Origin of the sequence: Mesorhizobium sp. LSJC280B00 (assembly GCF_000502835.1) — a bacterium.
Lineage (GTDB): Bacteria > Pseudomonadota > Alphaproteobacteria > Rhizobiales > Rhizobiaceae > Mesorhizobium.
This window is the reverse complement of sequence record NZ_AYVL01000010.1, coordinates 138,454-154,056: the sequence shown is the minus strand read 5'-3', so window position 1 is coordinate 154,056 and position 15,603 is coordinate 138,454. Positions and strand designations below refer to the sequence as shown.

Here is a 15,603-nt window from a genome sequence, read left to right as displayed (position 1 = left end):
ATGGAAAAACTCGACGCCATCACCCTTTCGGTCATCCAGGCGGCCCTGCAGCAGGTCTGCGACGAAATGGACCTGACGTTTTCGCGCGCCGCCTTTTCGCCTGTCATCGCCGAGGCCAATGACCGTTCGGATGGCATCTATTCGGCAGTCGATGGTTCGCTGATCGCGCAAGGCAGCCAGGGCCTGCCGGTGTTCGTCGGCGTCATGCAGTATTCGACCAAAACGGTGATCGAGATGATCGCCGACGGACGCTGCCTGCCGCCCGAGCCGGGCGATATCTACATCGTCAACGATCCCTATCTCGGCGGCACCCATTTGATGGATGTGCGCTTCGCCATGCCGGTCTACCGCGACGGCAAAATATTCTGCTGGCTGTCGAACACCGGTCACTGGCCCGACATCGGTGGTTCGGTGCCGGGCGGCTTCTCCGCCTCGGCAACGGCGGTGGAGCAGGAAGGCTTGCGGCTGCCGCCGGTGAAATTGTTCAAGAAGGGCGTGCTCGACCCTGAGATCTACGCCATCATCTGCTCCAACATCCGTGTCGCCGACCAGCGCATTGGGGACATCCGGGCGCAAGCGGCGGCACTGCTGATCGGTCAGGACCGACTGAACGGAATCCTGGATCGTTACGGAGATGAAACGGTCGTCGATGCGATCGCCGAACTGCGCCGCCGCGCCGCTGAACAGATGCGCGTCAACATATCGGCCATTCCCGACGGAATCTATCGCTCGCAGGCCTTCGTCGATTCAGACGGGGTGGTAAACGAGCCGCTGATCATCGCGCTGGCAGTCGAGAAAAAAGGCGACACGCTCAGCTTCGACTTCTCGGGCTCATCAAAGCCCTGCGCCGGGCCGATGAACAGCGTGCTGGCGACGACCTTGTCCTCGGTCTATCTCGCCATGCGGCACATTTTCCCCGACGTGCCGATCAGCGCCGGCGCCTTCGAGCCGCTGATCGTCAAGCGGCCGGAAGGCACCTTCCTCGACGCCAAATATCCGCGCCCGGTATCGGGCTGCGCGGCCGAGGTTTCGCAGCGCATTGCCGAGGCGGTGTTCGCTGCGATGGTGCAGGCGCTGCCGGACAAGGTGACGGCGGCTCCGGCCGGCTCCAGCGGCAATTTCGCGCTCGGCGGCAACGATCCGGCCCGCGGCCGCGATTATGTCATGTACCAGATCTCCGGCGGCGGCTATGGCGGCAATGCCGGTCACGACGGCCTGACCAATGGCTGCTCGACCATCGGCATTTCCAAGTCGCCACCGGTCGAAATCATGGAGCAGGCCTTCCCGGTGCTCTACCGCCACTACGCCCTGCGCGAAGGCTCGGGCGGCGCCGGCAAGCATCGCGGCGGTTTTGGCCTCGCCTATGAGGTCGAGATCCTGCGCGGCGACGCCCGCGCCTCTTTCGTCATGGATCACGGCCGCTTCGGCCCGCAAGGCGCGCTCGGCGGCAAGGACGGCGCGGTCAACACGGTCACCGTGTTCCGCGACGGCAAGGAACATGTGCCGCCGCACCTCTCCAAGGAACAGGACATCGCGCTGAAGGCAGGCGACCGCGTGCGCGTTAGCACGCCGGGCGGCGGCGGCTACGGCGATCCGTTGCAGCGGGATCCGGAATTGGTCGCTCGGGACGTCAGGCTAGAGTACTATACCGCCGAGCAAGCCAGGGACCTGTTCGGGATCAAATGAATCCACAAGACAAATTCAAATGCCGTGTCTGCGGCCTCGATCAATCTCCCGATCTGCCATGGGGCGAGAACGGCAAAGAACCCAGCTCCATCATATGTTCGTGCTGTGGAGTGGAGTTCGGCTACGAAGACGACGGCCTCGGCAATTGTTTGTCAATTCGCCGGCATTGGGTGGAGGTTCGGCGATGCAAGTGGTTCGCGCCGGAGGATCGGCCGCTCGATTGGGACATGCCCGCTCAAATCAGAGGTATTCCGTTAGCCTATAAAGGCGCAGAGGATGAGCAACTGATCCAACGATATCTGCAGGCCGGAGAGCCGCCGCTACAAGGCTTGGCGGCGCTGAGCGCGGTGGAGAAGCCGGACCGGCAGTGAGGGTTTTACCGGGTGCTGGCATATCGCCCAGACCGCTGCGCACCGCTATGCCCTGTGGTCCAGCCTCGCGACCAGCCGGTCGCCGGCCCACTGGATGCCGCAGACCAGGACGATCAGGACGATGACCACGGCGATCATGACGGACGTCTCGAAGCGCTGGTAGCCGTAGCGGATGGCGAGGTCGCCGAGCCCGCCGGCGCCGATGGCGCCAGCCATGGCCGAGGCGCCGATAAGCGTCACCAGCGTCACCGTGAAGCCGGCGACGATGCCGGGCAACGCTTCCGGCACCAGCACCTCTCGAATGATCGTCCAGCGGTTGCCGCCCATGGCGCGTGCTGCCTCGATCAGCCCGTGGTCGACCTCGCGCAGTGACACTTCGGCGATCCGGGCATAGTAGGGCGTCGCCGCGATCGACAGCGGCACAATCGCTGCCCAGGTGCCGATTGAGGTGCCGACGATCAGCCGCGTCACCGGGATCAGCGCAACCAGCAGGATGATGAAAGGCACCGAGCGGAAGCCGTTGATGACCGCTCCGAGCGCGCGGTTCATCCACAGGTTTTCGGCGATACCGCCGCGGTCGGTGGCGACCAGCGCCAGGCCGAGCGGCAGCCCGAAAACCAGCGAGATGAGGCCGGAGGCGGCCGTCATCAGGATCGTTTCCCAGATCGAACGGGCGAGAAGCTCAAACAGAACCGGCGACATGGCCAAGCACCTCCACCCGCGCTTGGCGGGCTTTCAAGAACGCGATCACCTCTGCCAGGTGAGCTTCATTGCTGCCGGCGACCGCCACGAACAGTGTACCGACAGGCTGCTGCTGGACGTGATCGATGCCGCCATGCACGAGGCGGAACGAGCCGGGAACTGCCGAGGCAAGATCGGACAAAAGCGGGCTTCGGGCGGCCTCACCCGCCACGTCGATCCTGAGGATCGCCTCCACGCCGGCGTTCTGCGTTAGCCGGCTTGCGATCTCCGCCGGCAATTGCGGCCGGATGCCGCCGAGCAGGCTTTGTGTGATCGCCGACTTCGGATCGGCAAACACCGACCACACCGGCCCTTGCTCGACGATCCGCCCAGCGTCGATCACCGCGACACGATCGGCGATCGAACGGATCACCTCCATCTCATGGGTGATGAGCAGGATGGTCAGGTCGAGCTGCCGGTTGATATCTCTGAGCAAGGCGAGGATGGAGCGCGTCGTCTCCGGGTCCAATGCCGAGGTCGCTTCGTCGGACAGCAGCAGCGCCGGGCGCGCCGCAAGCGCCCGGGCAATGCCGACGCGCTGCTTCTGCCCGCCCGACAGCGACGCCGGATAGGCTTTCGCCTTCTCCGACAGGCCGACGAGATCGAGCAGCTCGGCAGCGCGCGCCAGGCGTTCGGCCCTTGGCCGGCCTTCGATCTTGAGCGGCAGCGCTACATTGTCTTCGACCGTCTTGGCAGACAGCAGGTTGAAATGCTGGAAGATCATGCCGATACGCCGGCGCAGCGGTTGCAATTCGCGCTCGCCGAGCCGGCTGATGTCGCGGCCTTCGATGAAGACCTGTCCTGTATCCGGCCGCTCCAGGCCGTTCAGGCAGCGTATCAGCGTCGACTTGCCGGCGCCGCTCCGGCCGATGATGCCGAGGATCTCGCCCTGGCGCACGCTGAGCGATACGCCGTCCAGCGCCGCTGTCGCGCCGAAGCAGCGCTTCAGCTCGATGAGGCGCACGACATCGTTCGGTCCCGCGGAGCGGCCGCCGACGGGATGCATGACTTCGGTGACCGAGGCGAAATGCTGGTTCATGAAAGTTCCTGTATTCGTGCCCGCAAAACGCGATCGCGGTCCGCGTTGGAGCGCGGACCGCTTTATCATGCCGGGCTTCAGCGCCAAGTCGAGCTCGGTATCAATAGGCGCTGATGCCGGTTCCCTTGTAGACTCGGTCGAATTCGGCCTTCACCTTTTCGTTCTGGTAGGAGGCGACCAATGTCTTTACCCAGGGCTGGTTTTCATTGCCGGCCTTGACCGCGATGAAGTTGCGGTAGGGATTGTCGGCCACCGCCTCCTGGGCGATGCGGTTCTCCGGTGTGAGGCCGCTTTTAAGCGCCCAATCCGTGTTGACCACGGCCCCGTCGAGGTCTTCCACCGAGCGCCCGACAATCCCGGCGTCAAGCTCCTTGACGACCAATTTCTTCGGGTTTTCGGCAATGTCGGTCGTCGTAGCCAGAATGCCGGTGCCTTCCCTGAGCTTGATCAGACCTTCGCTCTGCAGAACGCGCAGTGCGCGGCCCTCGTTGGACGGGTCGTTCGGCACGCCAATGACGGCGCCTTCGGGCAGGTCGGCAATCTTCGTGTACTTCTTGGAATAGAGGCCGATCGGCCAGACCCCGGTATAGCCGACCGGGACGATGTGATAGCCCTGCGTCTTGATCTGGTTGTCGAGATAGGGCTTGTGCTGGAAGGCGTTGGCGTCGATTTCGCCACGCTCGAGTGCTTCATTCGGCTGGGTGTAGTCGTTGAACACCACGGTCTCGATCGTCAGCCCCCTCTCCGCCGCCTGGGCGGTGACGACGCGCCACACATCCTCGTCCTCGCCGCTCATGATGCCGACCTTGACCGCCGTCTTGTCTTCGGCGAACGACGGCGCAGCAAGGCCGACAATCCCAACCGCCGACGCGAAAAGTACAGCCAGACCGGCGCGCCGGTTTATACTTGCGGAGAGAAATGAGAGCAAAGTGTTGGTATTCCCAGACATGATCTATCCCGTCGGTTCTGAAGTCGTTGCGGCCAGGCGGAGTGCCAAGCCTTGCTGGCATCATCGGGAATGCTGACCGTCGGATCAAAGCACCGTATTTCCCGCGAAATGCGAAGCCAGGAATATTCTCTCAAAGTTTCGGGCCTGGCGAGCACAGGGCGTGCTGGGATCATGCGTTCTAAGCCAATGCTGGTTCAGAAATTGTCCGGACGTCGTCTCCGATATGAGGCCCGCCGTGCTTCGAAGCGGCGGGCCTTTCTGCGTCCGAATGCCCAACACGGGCAGCAGTGTGGGATGTCGACAATGCTGGACGCGCCGCATGTCCCTTCAAAGCGACGCGCTTGCTCACTCGATGACCTTTACAATCCTGCGCGTGCCAGGATCGACCAGGACGGTCCGATTGTCGACGACGACATAGCGGTATTTGACGTCGGGAACCTCATGAAGCTCGACGGTATCGGGCAGGGTCGAGCCGACATTGAGCTCCACGCCGGGAAGCTGCACGGACGCCAGAGGCTGCTTTTTCACATACTCGCGTACGATCGTCTCCTGCTGCGGTTCGATGACCACGTCCTGAGCGGCAGCGGCGCCAATACCCGCAAGCAGCAAGAACCCAGCCGCGGCTGCCGAAAGATGCATTCTCATGATCGTCTCCTTTCGTCGTGAGCCACCTCTGCGCTGCGCCGCGTCATGCTGTTCGCAGCGGGGTCGCTATAGGCCGGTAACGTCATCAGGTGGAGCTTGTTCCGCCACTCGGATCGCTTGCCGTTTCGCTCCATTAGTTTGGAACAAAGTTTTTTAGCCGCGGTTTTACGCGGTGAAGGGACGCGTTTTCCAAGGAGATCTCTCATGAAAGGCGTTCTGATCACCAGCATGCTAGCAATCAGCGTCAGCTGCGGGGCTGCACTTGCCCAGACGCAGCAGTCGACCGACGACCAGTCCGGCGCCAATTGTGCAGCCGGCACTGCCAATTGCCAGAACGGCGCCAAAATGGGCGAGCAGGCTCAGGGCAAGGCCAGCGCTGCAACTGATCAACAGGCGCAAGGCAACAAGAAGCTGAAGACCGATGAGCAAGCCCAGGGCAAGGCCGGCGCAACGACTGACCAGCAAGCCCAGGGCAAACCGAAACTGAAGACCAACGAGCAGGCTCAGGGCAAGGCCGGAACCACCACCACCGAGCAGGCCCAAGGCAACACGAAAATGAAGACCGAGGAGCAGGCTCAGGGCAAGACTGGGACCACGACCACCGAGCAGACTCAGGGCAATGCCTCGACGCAGACGCAAGACCAGAGTTCGACCGCTTCCATCAACAATGTGACCGTTGAACAGAAGACGGAGATCACGCAGGTCATCAAGGAGACGAACGTCCAACCGGTTTCCAGCGTCGATTTCGACATCTCTGTCGGTGTCGAGGTTCCGCGAAAGAAGGTCCGGCTGCATCGCCTGCCGGCGCGCATCGTCAAGATCATTCCGGCTTACGAAGGCTATGAGTATTTCGTGCTCGCCGACGGCCGGATCGTCATCGTCGACCCGAATACCTACGAGATCGTGATTATCCTGACCTAGTCGTGGCCAGACGGTCTACCGTGGGTTGATGCACCAAAAAAGCCCGCCGCGCAGCTCGGGCGGCGGGCTTTTCCGTACCCGGCTCCAGCGTCTGCAAATCGCAAATCAAGGTCCGTCCTCGGGGCGAGGAGTGAGCACGGTGTGATCGATGGTGTCGGGCAGGCAGGGACTGGGCACGCAGCTTGTTCGGACTGACGCGGTGGTCATGGCATCGATATCCGTAACCAGCACCATTCTCGCGTAGTGCCGCGGCCACAGCGGCTCTCCAAACAGGACGAAGACGCCGCCAATCATCAAGGCCAGCAACATGAGTGCCGTAACATTTGCAAATATCTCGCCGTAGCGCATGAAGGCAGCCTGTCCCGTTCGGAAAGCGATTTCAGCCTGTGACAGCGGCGACCAGGACGGCGCCGAAAGCCGGCGCTACTATCCTTGAGGCCCCGCGAATGCCGCCTTCCATTGGATCCTCCCCGAACAAGCCGGATAAATAACGGCACTCTCGGTGCTTTGTTCCCGGCCGTGTGGCCGGACGACAGCCGCGTCACACAGGCCGTGTGTGGGGCGGCCTTTCGTTTGCAAAAGGCACTCTTCGCTCTCATTGATGCGCGGCAGCGAGGTTCTTGACATGACGTTCGTGCATTTGCAGCACCGGCAGCGTCTTCTTGGCAAACTCCTTCATCGCCGGATCGTCGCCGGAATTCGCGTAAGCGGAAAACAGCGCCACCGCTTCCTTATGCGCCTGGGTCTGCATGTCGATATATTTCGATTGGAAGCTGTCCCCGCTGGCCTCCTTGAGTTGGTCGAGCAGCGCCTGGTGCTTGGTGTCCAGCGACGGGCCGGCTGGCGCGGTGGCCGAAGTCGTCTGACCCTTGCTGAGCGCCGCCTTGAAGTCCTCGCCGGCCTTGGTGTGGTCCGTGACCATTTGCGCCGCGAATGCCTTCACGTCGTCGGCAGTCGCCTGCGTCTGCGCAAGTCGGCTCGATTCGATTTCGAATGTATTGGCGATGGGCACGGTCTTGACGAACGTCGCGGTGTCAACCTTGCTCATGGTGTCGGTCGTTAGAGGCGTCAGCGTCGCCGATTGGGCAAAAGCAGCCAAAGGTGCGCCAGCCATCATCGCTGCCGCAGTGATGGATAGAAGGGTTTTCATGGGGGTTCTCCGAGGCTGATGTCATCCCTCCGATGGCTCAACGCGCAAGCTGCGGCGAGGTTGCCTGGTCGTGGCGGCCACAGCCGCCACCACGCCAGACAATGGTTTGGAAACGCAAAACAAAAGACGCCGGCTGCGTCCTGCAAAGTGCAACGCAAGCCACGAGATCGTACGGAATCGTACAAGCTCTTTCGCTTTGCGGCAGTCTTGCTATCGTTGGCTGGGAGAGATGGGTGGAGGCTTCCGTGGGGCAGATCAAGTCGCCGCTAGGAATCGGTATTGACACCGACGCTGCCGTTCATACCATCATGGCCGACTATCATTCCGGCGACATTCTCTCGACCACCGTCGTCATAGCCGATTTGCGCAAACGCTTTCCCTGGTTCCGGCAAACCGACGAGGAGCTGGTTGGCTTCATCGTTCGGGCGCTGGACGGTCGGGATATCGCGGTCAGCTTCGACCACCGCGGCCGCTAGGCTGATTTTACGGCAAAACCAGCCGGCCGCGGAGCTTAAGCTCCGCGGCCTCGTCAGGCTGTGATGACCGGGCGCTTACTTGCCGCAGTGGTTGTCGTTCACCGTCGGCGCCATCGTGCCCGGAGCCTTGCCGGTCGCATCGGGCAGAGCCCCTTGCGGGCCCGGCGGGCAATTCCGGTCGGCATTCGAATTCGTCGTTGAGAAATCGCGAATGCTATTGGTGATGGTCGAATCCGTGCCGGTGTCAGGGCCGCCATTATCCGGGACTACGATCGTCCGCCCGCTACCGTCGGCAGCGGCTCCGGAAGGGTCGCCGACGTTCTGCGCCATCGCTGACGTAGCCAGACCGATCGTAAGCGCCGAAGCTGCGAGAATTTTCGTGAGCATGATGCTTCTCCTTTTTACGAGGGTCGTCGCGTTGCGACTACGAAAACAACCGTTCGGGCGAGCGAAGGTTCCGACAAATTCCCCATGAAATTCAGCATGTTCTCAGGTGTTCAAGGCGGTCGCCATGTCATTCTCCGCGGGCATGCTTCTGTGGACTTTTCTAACGGCACAGCCCGGCATTTTGCTCGCCGCATGAGCGTACGCCTTACCGTTCCGCCGGAACAGGAATGCTTCTTGCGAGTTCATACCTTTGTACAATGCGACGCGCTGATGCGAATGGCGGCAGCGCAAACAAGGAGAGCAGACATCATGGGCCTTGGAACCATTCTCATCATAATCTTGGTCCTTGCCTTGCTTGGCGGCTTCAGCGGCTTGGGCGGCGGACCGTTCTACGGCACCGGCTATTACGGTGGTGGCGGCCTCGGCCTGGTGTTGCTTATCGTCATTATCCTGGTCCTGCTTGGACGCATTTAATGCATGTCGCGCAAAAGTGTGCAGCGGTTTTGTGATAGCGACATGCATAAAACAGGAACCTAAAGCGCATCGCATGAGGCCAGTCGAACGCGACGCGCCTTAGTGTCACGCTCGCGACAAAAACGCCTGCCGCTTGGCAACAAGCGCCGGGCGTTTTGTCGTGAAGAGACAAGATTTCCAAGATCCTTGGCCAACCAGGATCCCTGGCTAAAAAGGGCGACCCGGTGCCGAACCTTTCGGCACCGAGGACACCACCATAGCAGCAGCTTAGTGTTGGCGATCGGCGACCAGCGCTTCTTTCAGATCGGCGCTGAGCACACCCTCGTTGAACAGTGACATGATACGGGCGGCCAACCGCTCGCGGACAGGACTGTCGTCCGCAACGCCCAACTCACGGCAGCAGTCGTCGAGCGCTTTTTTCAGCACGCTCAGTTCGGCTGGAGTTGCTGCACCTTGCATCGACATGCCATCCTCCCTTGAAAAAGGGCGAAAGCGCGAAGCGTCTTTCAAGCGTCCACTCGCCATGTCTGTGTGGACGACTCCAATTCAATTAGCGCCGCTCTCGTCCAAACTCAATGTACGGAAATTACCAAACAGACAGTTTGGGAACGACTGCCTTGCACCTGCATTGTTGCTGCGATCCAACCCACCCCTCATTTGGATCATTGGGCGTAGCCCACGACGCCCGAATGGAGCCCGTTGCATCCCTCGCGACGGGCTCTTTCGCGTCCGGTGACCTCAATTGTCGTTTTCGTACCAAACCGTCTTTGGTACGTTTCCAACTCTAACGTTCAGTCGGATGTTTTCGTAGGCAAGCGGCAGGAGAAACTGTCGTGCATCGATTCATTTTTTTATTTAGTAGGCTCCATACCTTTCAGTGCTTATATGAGCGTTATCGTCCGCAGGTTATACCGGGCGCGGACGGCTGGGAGATAAAAAAGCTCTTGCCCTGTTTTGGGGCCAGCTATGTCTGATCCAGCAATTTCCAATAGAAATCTATACAGAAACAAGCTGTTGCGCCGGATGAGCGCCGGCGATTTCGCATCTCTCGAGCCGCACATCGAGCGCTGTTCACTGGAGTTACGGCAATCGCTCGAAGTGTCCGGATCGCCGATCGAGGCCATTTATTTCCTCGAGGACGGCATCGGTTCGGTGGTTGCGAAAATGCCGAACGGCAGCGATGCGGAAGTTGGCCTTGTCGGCTTGGAAGGTATGACCGGCTCGGCCCTGATAATGGGCGACGACCGTACGGTCCATGATTGCTATGTGCAGCTGGCGGGAGAAGCCGCCAGGATCGACGCCGAGCCGTTCAAGGCGGCGCTGACGCAAAGCCCGACGCTGCGGCTGTTCTTGCTGCGCTACGTGCAATACCTGCATGTCCAGACCGGCTATACGGCGCTGGTCAACGCGCGATCGAAACTTGAAGACCGGCTGGCGCGCTGGCTGCTCATGTGTGACGATCGGGTGGACGGCGGCCGGCTGACGATCACTCACGAATTCCTGTCGATCATGCTTGGCGTAAGGCGTCCGGGTGTCACGGTCGCGCTGCAGCTGCTCGAGGGGCGAGGGCTCATCCGGTCCCGCCGCGGCGAAATTATCATTCGCGATCGCGATGGTCTCGTCGCACTGGCGGATGGCGGCTACGGCCTGGCCGAGGCCGAATATACCCGCCTGGTCGAGCATATCGGCGAGCGCTGACGGCGCTTTCCTGGCCGATTGCTGCCGCAGGTCGAAGCCCCTTGCGACACTACACGGCGGGTCGGAAAAATTTTCAAAGCTCCCGGACCGTCAGGGAACTTGTTTCCCGTCGGAGGGTTATGGGACGCCTCTACTTTGCGAGGCGGCACCAACCATTCGGGAGAGGATCATGGCGACCACGAAAAAGGCCGCGAAGGCGGCAAGCAAGGGCCTTGAGGATCTGTTCCTCGACGGGCTCAAAGACCTCTACTACGCCGAGAAGAAGATACTGAAAGCGCTGCCTAAAATGGCCAAGGGCGCGGAGTCGGAAGAAGTGACCGCCGCCTTCGAGAAACACCGCATGGAAACCGAAGGACATGTCGACCGCCTGGAGGAGGTGTTCGAGAAGTTCGGCAAGCCGGCCCGTGGCAAGACCTGCCCGGCGATTGACGGCATTATCGAAGAGGGCTCGGAAGTGCTCGAGGAGTATAACGGTGCTCCCGCGCTCGACGCCGGGCTTGTCGGCGCGGCGCAGGCCGTCGAACATTACGAGATCGCTCGCTACGGCACTTTGATCGCGTGGGCGGAAGAACTCGGCAAGAGCGACGTTGTCGAGCTGCTCAGGGCAACTCTCAAGGAAGAGGTCGCGACCGACGAAGCGCTTTCCAAGCTCGGCGAAAGCGGTGTCAACGAACGCGCAATGCAAGAAGCCGCTTGATTTCAAAACCGCAACCGAGCCTCGGAAATGGTTGCCAAGGCTCGGTTGGCCGCGGGAAACCGGTGAATTCTGCATTGGTCCCTCATGAACGGTAGGGCGGGCAGCTAGAGCCTTGAAGCGGTGCCTCGGAGCGGATTCACTCGATCTGCTCGAACGTGCATTGCCGGGGCTCTTTGTCCGGCCGCCAGCGCAACAGCTTGGTTCCGTGCCGGAACCGGTCGCCTGTCACATGGTCGAACCGAACCTCGACCACCAGGTCAGGCTTTATCGGTTCCCATTGTCCGCTGCGCTCCGTGCTCCAGCGGCTTGGTCCGCCCGGCGCCTTGCCGGTGAAACCCGGTTTGGCCCGCAGTTTTTCCAGCCGCCTGGTCAGCGTCGCGCGGTCGTCCTTGCCGATGGTCGAGGTGAACCCGACATGGTCCAGCCTGCCTTCGTTGTTGTAGAGGCCGAGCAGCAGGGATCCGACTTCGTTGCTGCCGGCGAGATAGCGAAAGCCGCCGACCACACAATCCGCAGTGCGCAGCCGCTTGACCTTGACCATGGCGCGCTCGCCGGGCCGGTATGGCCCGGCGATCAGTTTTGCAACGACACCGTCGGTCGAGCCATGGCCGGCGCCTTGCAGCCAGCGCTCGGCGGCAGCGGCGTCATGCGTATATTTGGACAGGTGCAGTTCGGGCCGTGCCGCCGACGCGACAAAGGCCTCAATCGCCTGCCTCCTGGTGGTGAGAGGCTCTTCGATGATGATCCCGCCGCCGGGTTCGGCCAGCATGTCGAACAGGACCAGCATGGCAGGCGTCTCGAGGCTCAACTTGCGGATCCTGCTTTCGGCGGGATGAAGGCGCATTTGCAGGGCCTCGAACGAGGACGATCCGTCGACCTCGATGACGATTTCGCTGTCGGCAACAAACCGCCGCGACCTCACATCGCGCAGCACCGCGACCAGTTCGGGAAAATAGCGGCCAAGCGGCTTGCCCGATTTTGCACGCAGATCGACGGCATCGTCGCCCTTGAACACGAGGCAGCGAAACCCGTCCCATTTCGGTTCGTACTGCCAAAGCCCGTCGCCGCCAGGAATTGCGTCGGCGGCTTTGGCTTCCATCGGACGAAGGTCGAGCGGCAACGGAAATGCGGTCATGGCTGGTCCGCGCCGCCGCTGAGGCATTCGCTACCGCCGTCGGCCATTCCCCTGCGCCCCGCTTTCCCGCCTCGGCACCTTGCGGCCGGTTTGGTCGGGTGAAGGCGACCGCGGATCGACCTCGTCGGACCCACCGATCTCCTTGGTGATGCGATAGGCCAGATAAGCGACGGCTCCGGCAAGCAGCAAGCGGACCATGACTGCAAATCCTTCGTTGGCGTGAACCCACCAACCCGCAGGCCGAAGGTTTTGTTCCGCCGCGGCCCATCGCCGGGGTGGATCGTCGGCGGCGCAACCAAAATCCAAGCGCATCGTTTGTTGCTTATCGACGAAAAGAATTTGCGATGAAGACGCTCTCGCCCTTGTTCGCTTTGACCCTGGCGCTATTCTTGGCCAGCAGCGCTTGGCCTGACGGGTGACCGCGATGCTCCTCGTTGTTCCGGTCTGGCAGGACATCGCGGCACGACTGCTTCTGACCGCGCTCGCCGGCCTGTTGATAGGCCTCAACCGCGAGGCGCGCGGGCACGCGGCGGGGCTACGCACCACCGTGCTGGTCGGATTGGCCGCCGCCATCACAATGATCCAGGCCAGTATTCTGCTCGAGACCGTTGGCAAGCACCCGGATTCGTTTGCATCGATGGACGTCTTGCGCTTTCCGCTGGGCGTGTTGACCGGCGTCGGCTTTATCGGCGGTGGCGCCATTCTTCGCCGCGGCAATCTTGTCAGCGGCGTCACCACGGCGGCCACGTTGTGGGTGATGACGGCGATCGGATTGGCTTTCGGTGGTGGCCAATACGGCTTGGGCGCGGCCGGCACGGCGCTGACGCTGGCCACCTTGCTGGTCCTGAAATGGGTGGACCTTCGAATGTCGCGCGAACACCATGCCCAGTTGGCACTGACGTGGAAGGCCGCGGCTCGACAGGAGCTCGATGCGCTCATCGGGCCGCTTGGCTACCAGGCACGCCTCGTCGCAATAGAGAGGCGCCCAGATCTCAAGGACCCTGTGTTCTCGTTCGAGATCAGTTGGAGGCGGCCGGACACTGGCGCACCGCCAATGGATCTGCTGGCATCGGTGGGCGAGCATTGCGAGATCCAGAAGTTTGATCTCCTCAGCGAACCTGCCCGCTAGAGCGGTTCATCGTTTCACGGAAACGCCGAAACGCTCTATCTCTTTGTTTCTGCGCAATCCCGGACGGAAAACCGTTTCACACTTTTCCTGGAATTGCTCTAGCGGCTTGCAACGATCGCGGCCTGAATCAGGCCATAGCTTCTCCACACCCCTTTCGATACCTATCTGTCGAGGCAGGACTCAAGGAGCAAGCAAAAGAGCGTGGCACAGCGATCGGGAAGTGCTGATCTCCCACTTCACGGCGGACGCGTGCCGAAATGGCTCGGCGACCGCATGACGCGGCTTGGCGCGGTCATGTGCGAGGCGATCATCCACCATTACGGCCGCGATGAGTTGCTGCGCCGGCTGGCGCATCCGTTCTGGTTCCAGTCCTTTGGCGCCGTGATGGGGATGGACTGGCACTCTTCCGGCATCACCACCAGCGTCGTCGGTGCCTTGAAGCGCGGTCTGTCGCCGCTTTCCGGCGAACTCGGCATCCACGTTTGCGGCGGCCGCGGCGCGCATTCGCGCAAGACCCCGCACGAGCTTGCCCTGATCGGCGAGCGTGTCGGCCTCGACGGGCAAGGCCTCGCGACTGCCAGCCGGCTTGTCGCCAAGGTGGACAGCGCCGCGGTCCAGGACGGTTTCGATCTCTATCTGCACGGCTTTATCGTCACCGACGACGGCAAGTGGGTGGTGGTGCAGCAGGGCATGAACGGCGACAGCAAGGTGGCGCGCCGCTATCACTGGCTGTCCGAAGGCCTGAAGAGCTTTGTCGACCAGCCGCATGCTGCCATCGAGGGCGCCAACCAGGGCGAGATCGTCAACCTGACCGACCGGCGCGCTGAAGCGTCGCGCCAGGGACAACTGGACCTTCTGCACGACCTTGGACCGGATCGCATCGTGAGGGAGCTTGCCGCTTTGGAGCGGGGTTCGGCGCCAGCGCCGGAGCCGGCACAAAAGCTGCTGCCGCATCTGGTGATGCCGGCGCACCACGATGTGCGCGAAAGCGATGTCGTCATGCGCCGCCTGCACGGCAACATCGCCGCGGCGGCCGAGCGCGGTCCGACGGATTTCGCCGGGCTTCTCCTGGTGCCCAATGTCGGCGCGCACACGGTGCGGGCGCTGGCGCTGGTCGCCGAAGTCGTGCATGGCGCGCCGTGCCGTTTTTCCGATCCAGGCCGTTTCTCGCTGGCGCATGGCGGTAAGGACAGGCACCCGTTTCCGGTGCCGCTGAAGGTCTATGACGAGACGATCGGCGTGCTGAAGTCGGCTGTCCAGAAGGCCAGGCTCGGCCGTGACGAAGAGATCGGCGCGTTGCGGCGGCTGGACGACCAGTCGAGGCAGGTCGAGCGCTATGTCACCGGCCCAAGCCTGAAGGAAATCGTCGCCGGGGAGTTCGAGCAATCGCATCTGCTCGGCGGCCGCAGCGTCTTCGGTTGGGAGGTCGTACCCGAAACGGCCGCAGTCAAATCAACGAAGTGATCGGCTCGGATCAAGCCTCCAAGTCGATCAGGGCGACGCCGAGTTCGGGACGGTGCCTGCGGCGCAGATGGCCAGGCGTCTCCACCAATGTGACCTCGAGCGTCGGCCGCACGATGCCGTCCAGCAGATGACCGCCCCTCGTGGTGCCGTCACTCAATCCAAGGACTGCGTGGACGTGCAGGCTGGGCCTGCCGTCGTCGCCGATGGCAACATCGCCGATCGCGCTCAGCACTTCACACTGTTCCCGGACGGGGATTTTCCGGTAGGTCCTTTCTCCAGGGTCGAACCAGCCGACGGTTGCGCTTTCGAAAGCGCCGAGCGCGGTCAGCGACGCGCCGCCGACGCCACGGTCGACCGCAAACGAGGTCAGCTGCGCAAACGCCTCTTCGCCGGGATCAAGCACAACGACGAACGTTCTCTGTCCGGCGCTTTCGGCAACAAGCTGTGATTTCATGATTTCGCTCCAGCCGTCAGGAATTCAAATCCACCACACCAGCAATGCCAGCAAGACGAGACCCACTAGGCCGGCGATGAAAATGATCCGGCGCGCCCGCGTCCGCAGGATGATCTCGCCCTGCCGCGCCTGTTCCGCTGAAAAGACAGGACCATCCTTGTCCCAGTCGTTGCTCATCCATCGTCTC

The 15,603-nt window shown here is 62.0% G+C and carries 21 protein-coding genes; 9 read left to right on the top strand and 12 right to left on the bottom strand.

Annotated features, from left to right (window positions below; genetic code table 11):
- Both X773_RS55935 and X773_RS76385 read left to right on the top strand, forming a co-directional pair.
- Positions 1–1,686 (top strand): hydantoinase B/oxoprolinase family protein, encoded by a 1,686-nt coding sequence (locus X773_RS55935; protein WP_023677119.1) that lies wholly within the window; start codon positions 1–3, stop codon positions 1,684–1,686.
- On the top strand, positions 1,683–2,057 hold the full coding sequence (locus tag X773_RS76385; RefSeq protein ID WP_023677118.1) for a hypothetical protein: 375 nt from the start codon (positions 1,683–1,685) through the stop codon (positions 2,055–2,057). The genes X773_RS55935 and X773_RS76385 overlap by 4 nt, the downstream gene beginning before the upstream one ends.
- A gap of 45 nt (positions 2,058–2,102) precedes the next feature.
- On the opposite strand, the gene X773_RS55930 is transcribed toward X773_RS76385, so the two are convergent.
- The 4 genes from X773_RS55930 to X773_RS55915 all read right to left on the bottom strand — a co-directional run bounded on the left by X773_RS55930 (position 2,103) and on the right by X773_RS55915 (position 5,431).
- Positions 2,103–2,759 (bottom strand): methionine ABC transporter permease, encoded by a 657-nt coding sequence (locus X773_RS55930; protein ID WP_023677117.1) that lies wholly within the window; start codon positions 2,757–2,759, stop codon positions 2,103–2,105.
- Complete coding sequence (locus X773_RS55925; protein ID WP_156937352.1) at positions 2,740–3,804, bottom strand: methionine ABC transporter ATP-binding protein; 1,065 nt, start codon at positions 3,802–3,804, stop codon at positions 2,740–2,742. Before X773_RS55925 ends, X773_RS55930 begins: the two co-directional genes overlap by 20 nt.
- A 133-nt stretch (positions 3,805–3,937) precedes the next feature.
- Positions 3,938–4,786, bottom strand: a complete 849-nt coding sequence (locus X773_RS55920) for a MetQ/NlpA family lipoprotein (RefSeq protein ID WP_023677115.1) — start codon at positions 4,784–4,786, stop codon at positions 3,938–3,940.
- A gap of 345 nt (positions 4,787–5,131) precedes the next feature.
- A complete protein-coding gene (locus tag X773_RS55915) occupies positions 5,132–5,431 on the bottom strand; it encodes a DUF1236 domain-containing protein (protein ID WP_023677114.1) in 300 nt (99 codons plus the stop codon).
- 204 nt (positions 5,432–5,635) lie between these two features.
- Between X773_RS55915 and X773_RS55910 the strand changes: the two genes are divergently transcribed.
- Entirely contained in the window at positions 5,636–6,352 is a 717-nt protein-coding gene (locus X773_RS55910) for a DUF1236 domain-containing protein (RefSeq protein ID WP_023677113.1), read from the top strand.
- 105 nt (positions 6,353–6,457) lie between these two features.
- Here the strand turns inward: X773_RS55910 and X773_RS55905 are convergent, their stop codons facing one another.
- Both X773_RS55905 and X773_RS55900 read right to left on the bottom strand, forming a co-directional pair.
- Positions 6,458–6,700 (bottom strand): hypothetical protein, encoded by a 243-nt coding sequence (locus tag X773_RS55905; protein WP_023677112.1) that lies wholly within the window; start codon positions 6,698–6,700, stop codon positions 6,458–6,460.
- Positions 6,701–6,947: 247 nt separating this feature from the next.
- Complete coding sequence (locus X773_RS55900) at positions 6,948–7,502, bottom strand: DUF4142 domain-containing protein (RefSeq protein ID WP_023677111.1); 555 nt, start codon at positions 7,500–7,502, stop codon at positions 6,948–6,950.
- A 245-nt stretch (positions 7,503–7,747) separates the two neighbouring features.
- Here X773_RS55900 and X773_RS55895 point away from each other — a divergent pair, with 245 nt between their 5' ends.
- Positions 7,748–7,978, top strand: a complete 231-nt coding sequence (locus X773_RS55895) for a hypothetical protein (protein WP_156937349.1) — start codon at positions 7,748–7,750, stop codon at positions 7,976–7,978.
- Positions 7,979–8,053: 75 nt separating this feature from the next.
- On the opposite strand, the gene X773_RS55890 is transcribed toward X773_RS55895, so the two are convergent.
- Positions 8,054–8,365 (bottom strand): hypothetical protein, encoded by a 312-nt coding sequence (locus tag X773_RS55890; protein WP_023677109.1) that lies wholly within the window; start codon positions 8,363–8,365, stop codon positions 8,054–8,056.
- 309 nt (positions 8,366–8,674) lie between these two features.
- Between X773_RS55890 and X773_RS74565 the strand changes: the two genes are divergently transcribed.
- Complete coding sequence (locus tag X773_RS74565) at positions 8,675–8,839, top strand: DUF3309 family protein (RefSeq protein WP_023677107.1); 165 nt, start codon at positions 8,675–8,677, stop codon at positions 8,837–8,839.
- A 267-nt stretch (positions 8,840–9,106) separates the two neighbouring features.
- Here the strand turns inward: X773_RS74565 and X773_RS55885 are convergent, their stop codons facing one another.
- Positions 9,107–9,304, bottom strand: a complete 198-nt coding sequence (locus X773_RS55885; protein ID WP_023677106.1) for a hypothetical protein — start codon at positions 9,302–9,304, stop codon at positions 9,107–9,109.
- Positions 9,305–9,805: 501 nt separating this feature from the next.
- Between X773_RS55885 and X773_RS55880 the strand changes: the two genes are divergently transcribed.
- Both X773_RS55880 and X773_RS55875 read left to right on the top strand, forming a co-directional pair.
- The gene (locus X773_RS55880; protein ID WP_023677105.1) at positions 9,806–10,537 is read left to right on the top strand and encodes a Crp/Fnr family transcriptional regulator; all 732 of its coding nucleotides are present in this window, start codon (positions 9,806–9,808) and stop codon (positions 10,535–10,537) included.
- Between the two features lie 169 nt (positions 10,538–10,706).
- A complete protein-coding gene (locus X773_RS55875) occupies positions 10,707–11,234 on the top strand; it encodes a ferritin-like domain-containing protein (protein WP_023677104.1) in 528 nt (175 codons plus the stop codon).
- A gap of 136 nt (positions 11,235–11,370) precedes the next feature.
- On the opposite strand, the gene X773_RS55870 is transcribed toward X773_RS55875, so the two are convergent.
- Positions 11,371–12,369: an ATP-dependent DNA ligase gene (locus X773_RS55870; protein WP_023677103.1), complete on the bottom strand. Its 999-nt coding sequence runs from the start codon at positions 12,367–12,369 to the stop codon at positions 11,371–11,373.
- A 30-nt stretch (positions 12,370–12,399) separates the two neighbouring features.
- Positions 12,400–12,567, bottom strand: a complete 168-nt coding sequence (locus X773_RS76380) for a hypothetical protein (protein ID WP_023677102.1) — start codon at positions 12,565–12,567, stop codon at positions 12,400–12,402.
- A gap of 226 nt (positions 12,568–12,793) precedes the next feature.
- Between X773_RS76380 and X773_RS55865 the strand changes: the two genes are divergently transcribed.
- Positions 12,794–13,498, top strand: a complete 705-nt coding sequence (locus tag X773_RS55865) for an MgtC/SapB family protein (protein ID WP_031194456.1) — start codon at positions 12,794–12,796, stop codon at positions 13,496–13,498.
- Between the two features lie 201 nt (positions 13,499–13,699).
- Positions 13,700–14,962, top strand: a complete 1,263-nt coding sequence (locus X773_RS55860) for a DUF763 domain-containing protein (protein WP_023677100.1) — start codon at positions 13,700–13,702, stop codon at positions 14,960–14,962.
- A gap of 10 nt (positions 14,963–14,972) precedes the next feature.
- Here the strand turns inward: X773_RS55860 and X773_RS55855 are convergent, their stop codons facing one another.
- Positions 14,973–15,416, bottom strand: a complete 444-nt coding sequence (locus X773_RS55855) for a PPC domain-containing DNA-binding protein (RefSeq protein ID WP_023677099.1) — start codon at positions 15,414–15,416, stop codon at positions 14,973–14,975.
- A gap of 24 nt (positions 15,417–15,440) precedes the next feature.
- Positions 15,441–15,593 carry a hypothetical protein gene (locus X773_RS55850; protein WP_023677098.1) on the bottom strand — a complete coding sequence of 51 codons (153 nt, stop codon included), beginning with the start codon at positions 15,591–15,593 and terminating at the stop codon, positions 15,441–15,443.
- Positions 15,594–15,603 lie beyond the last annotated feature (10 nt).

Bases quoted from the DNA above. Each gene is read 5' to 3' on its own strand.
- X773_RS55935 (WP_023677119.1), top strand. From the start codon at position 1: ATGGAAAAACTCGACGCCATCACCCTTTCGGTCATCCAGGCGGCCCTG.
- X773_RS76385 (WP_023677118.1), top strand. From the start codon at position 1,683: ATGAATCCACAAGACAAATTCAAATGCCGTGTCTGCGGCCTCGATCAA.
- X773_RS55930 (WP_023677117.1), bottom strand. From the start codon at position 2,759: ATGTCGCCGGTTCTGTTTGAGCTTCTCGCCCGTTCGATCTGGGAAACG.
- X773_RS55925 (WP_156937352.1), bottom strand. From the start codon at position 3,804: ATGCATCCCGTCGGCGGCCGCTCCGCGGGACCGAACGATGTCGTGCGC.
- X773_RS55920 (WP_023677115.1), bottom strand. From the start codon at position 4,786: ATGTCTGGGAATACCAACACTTTGCTCTCATTTCTCTCCGCAAGTATA.
- X773_RS55915 (WP_023677114.1), bottom strand. From the start codon at position 5,431: ATGAGAATGCATCTTTCGGCAGCCGCGGCTGGGTTCTTGCTGCTTGCG.
- X773_RS55910 (WP_023677113.1), top strand. From the start codon at position 5,636: ATGAAAGGCGTTCTGATCACCAGCATGCTAGCAATCAGCGTCAGCTGC.
- X773_RS55905 (WP_023677112.1), bottom strand. From the start codon at position 6,700: ATGCGCTACGGCGAGATATTTGCAAATGTTACGGCACTCATGTTGCTG.
- X773_RS55900 (WP_023677111.1), bottom strand. From the start codon at position 7,502: ATGAAAACCCTTCTATCCATCACTGCGGCAGCGATGATGGCTGGCGCA.
- X773_RS55890 (WP_023677109.1), bottom strand. From the start codon at position 8,365: ATGCTCACGAAAATTCTCGCAGCTTCGGCGCTTACGATCGGTCTGGCT.
- X773_RS74565 (WP_023677107.1), top strand. From the start codon at position 8,675: ATGGGCCTTGGAACCATTCTCATCATAATCTTGGTCCTTGCCTTGCTT.
- X773_RS55885 (WP_023677106.1), bottom strand. From the start codon at position 9,304: ATGTCGATGCAAGGTGCAGCAACTCCAGCCGAACTGAGCGTGCTGAAA.
- X773_RS55880 (WP_023677105.1), top strand. From the start codon at position 9,806: ATGTCTGATCCAGCAATTTCCAATAGAAATCTATACAGAAACAAGCTG.
- X773_RS55875 (WP_023677104.1), top strand. From the start codon at position 10,707: ATGGCGACCACGAAAAAGGCCGCGAAGGCGGCAAGCAAGGGCCTTGAG.
- X773_RS55870 (WP_023677103.1), bottom strand. From the start codon at position 12,369: ATGACCGCATTTCCGTTGCCGCTCGACCTTCGTCCGATGGAAGCCAAA.
- X773_RS76380 (WP_023677102.1), bottom strand. From the start codon at position 12,567: ATGGTCCGCTTGCTGCTTGCCGGAGCCGTCGCTTATCTGGCCTATCGC.
- X773_RS55865 (WP_031194456.1), top strand. From the start codon at position 12,794: ATGCTCCTCGTTGTTCCGGTCTGGCAGGACATCGCGGCACGACTGCTT.
- X773_RS55855 (WP_023677099.1), bottom strand. From the start codon at position 15,416: ATGAAATCACAGCTTGTTGCCGAAAGCGCCGGACAGAGAACGTTCGTC.
- X773_RS55850 (WP_023677098.1), bottom strand. From the start codon at position 15,593: ATGAGCAACGACTGGGACAAGGATGGTCCTGTCTTTTCAGCGGAACAG.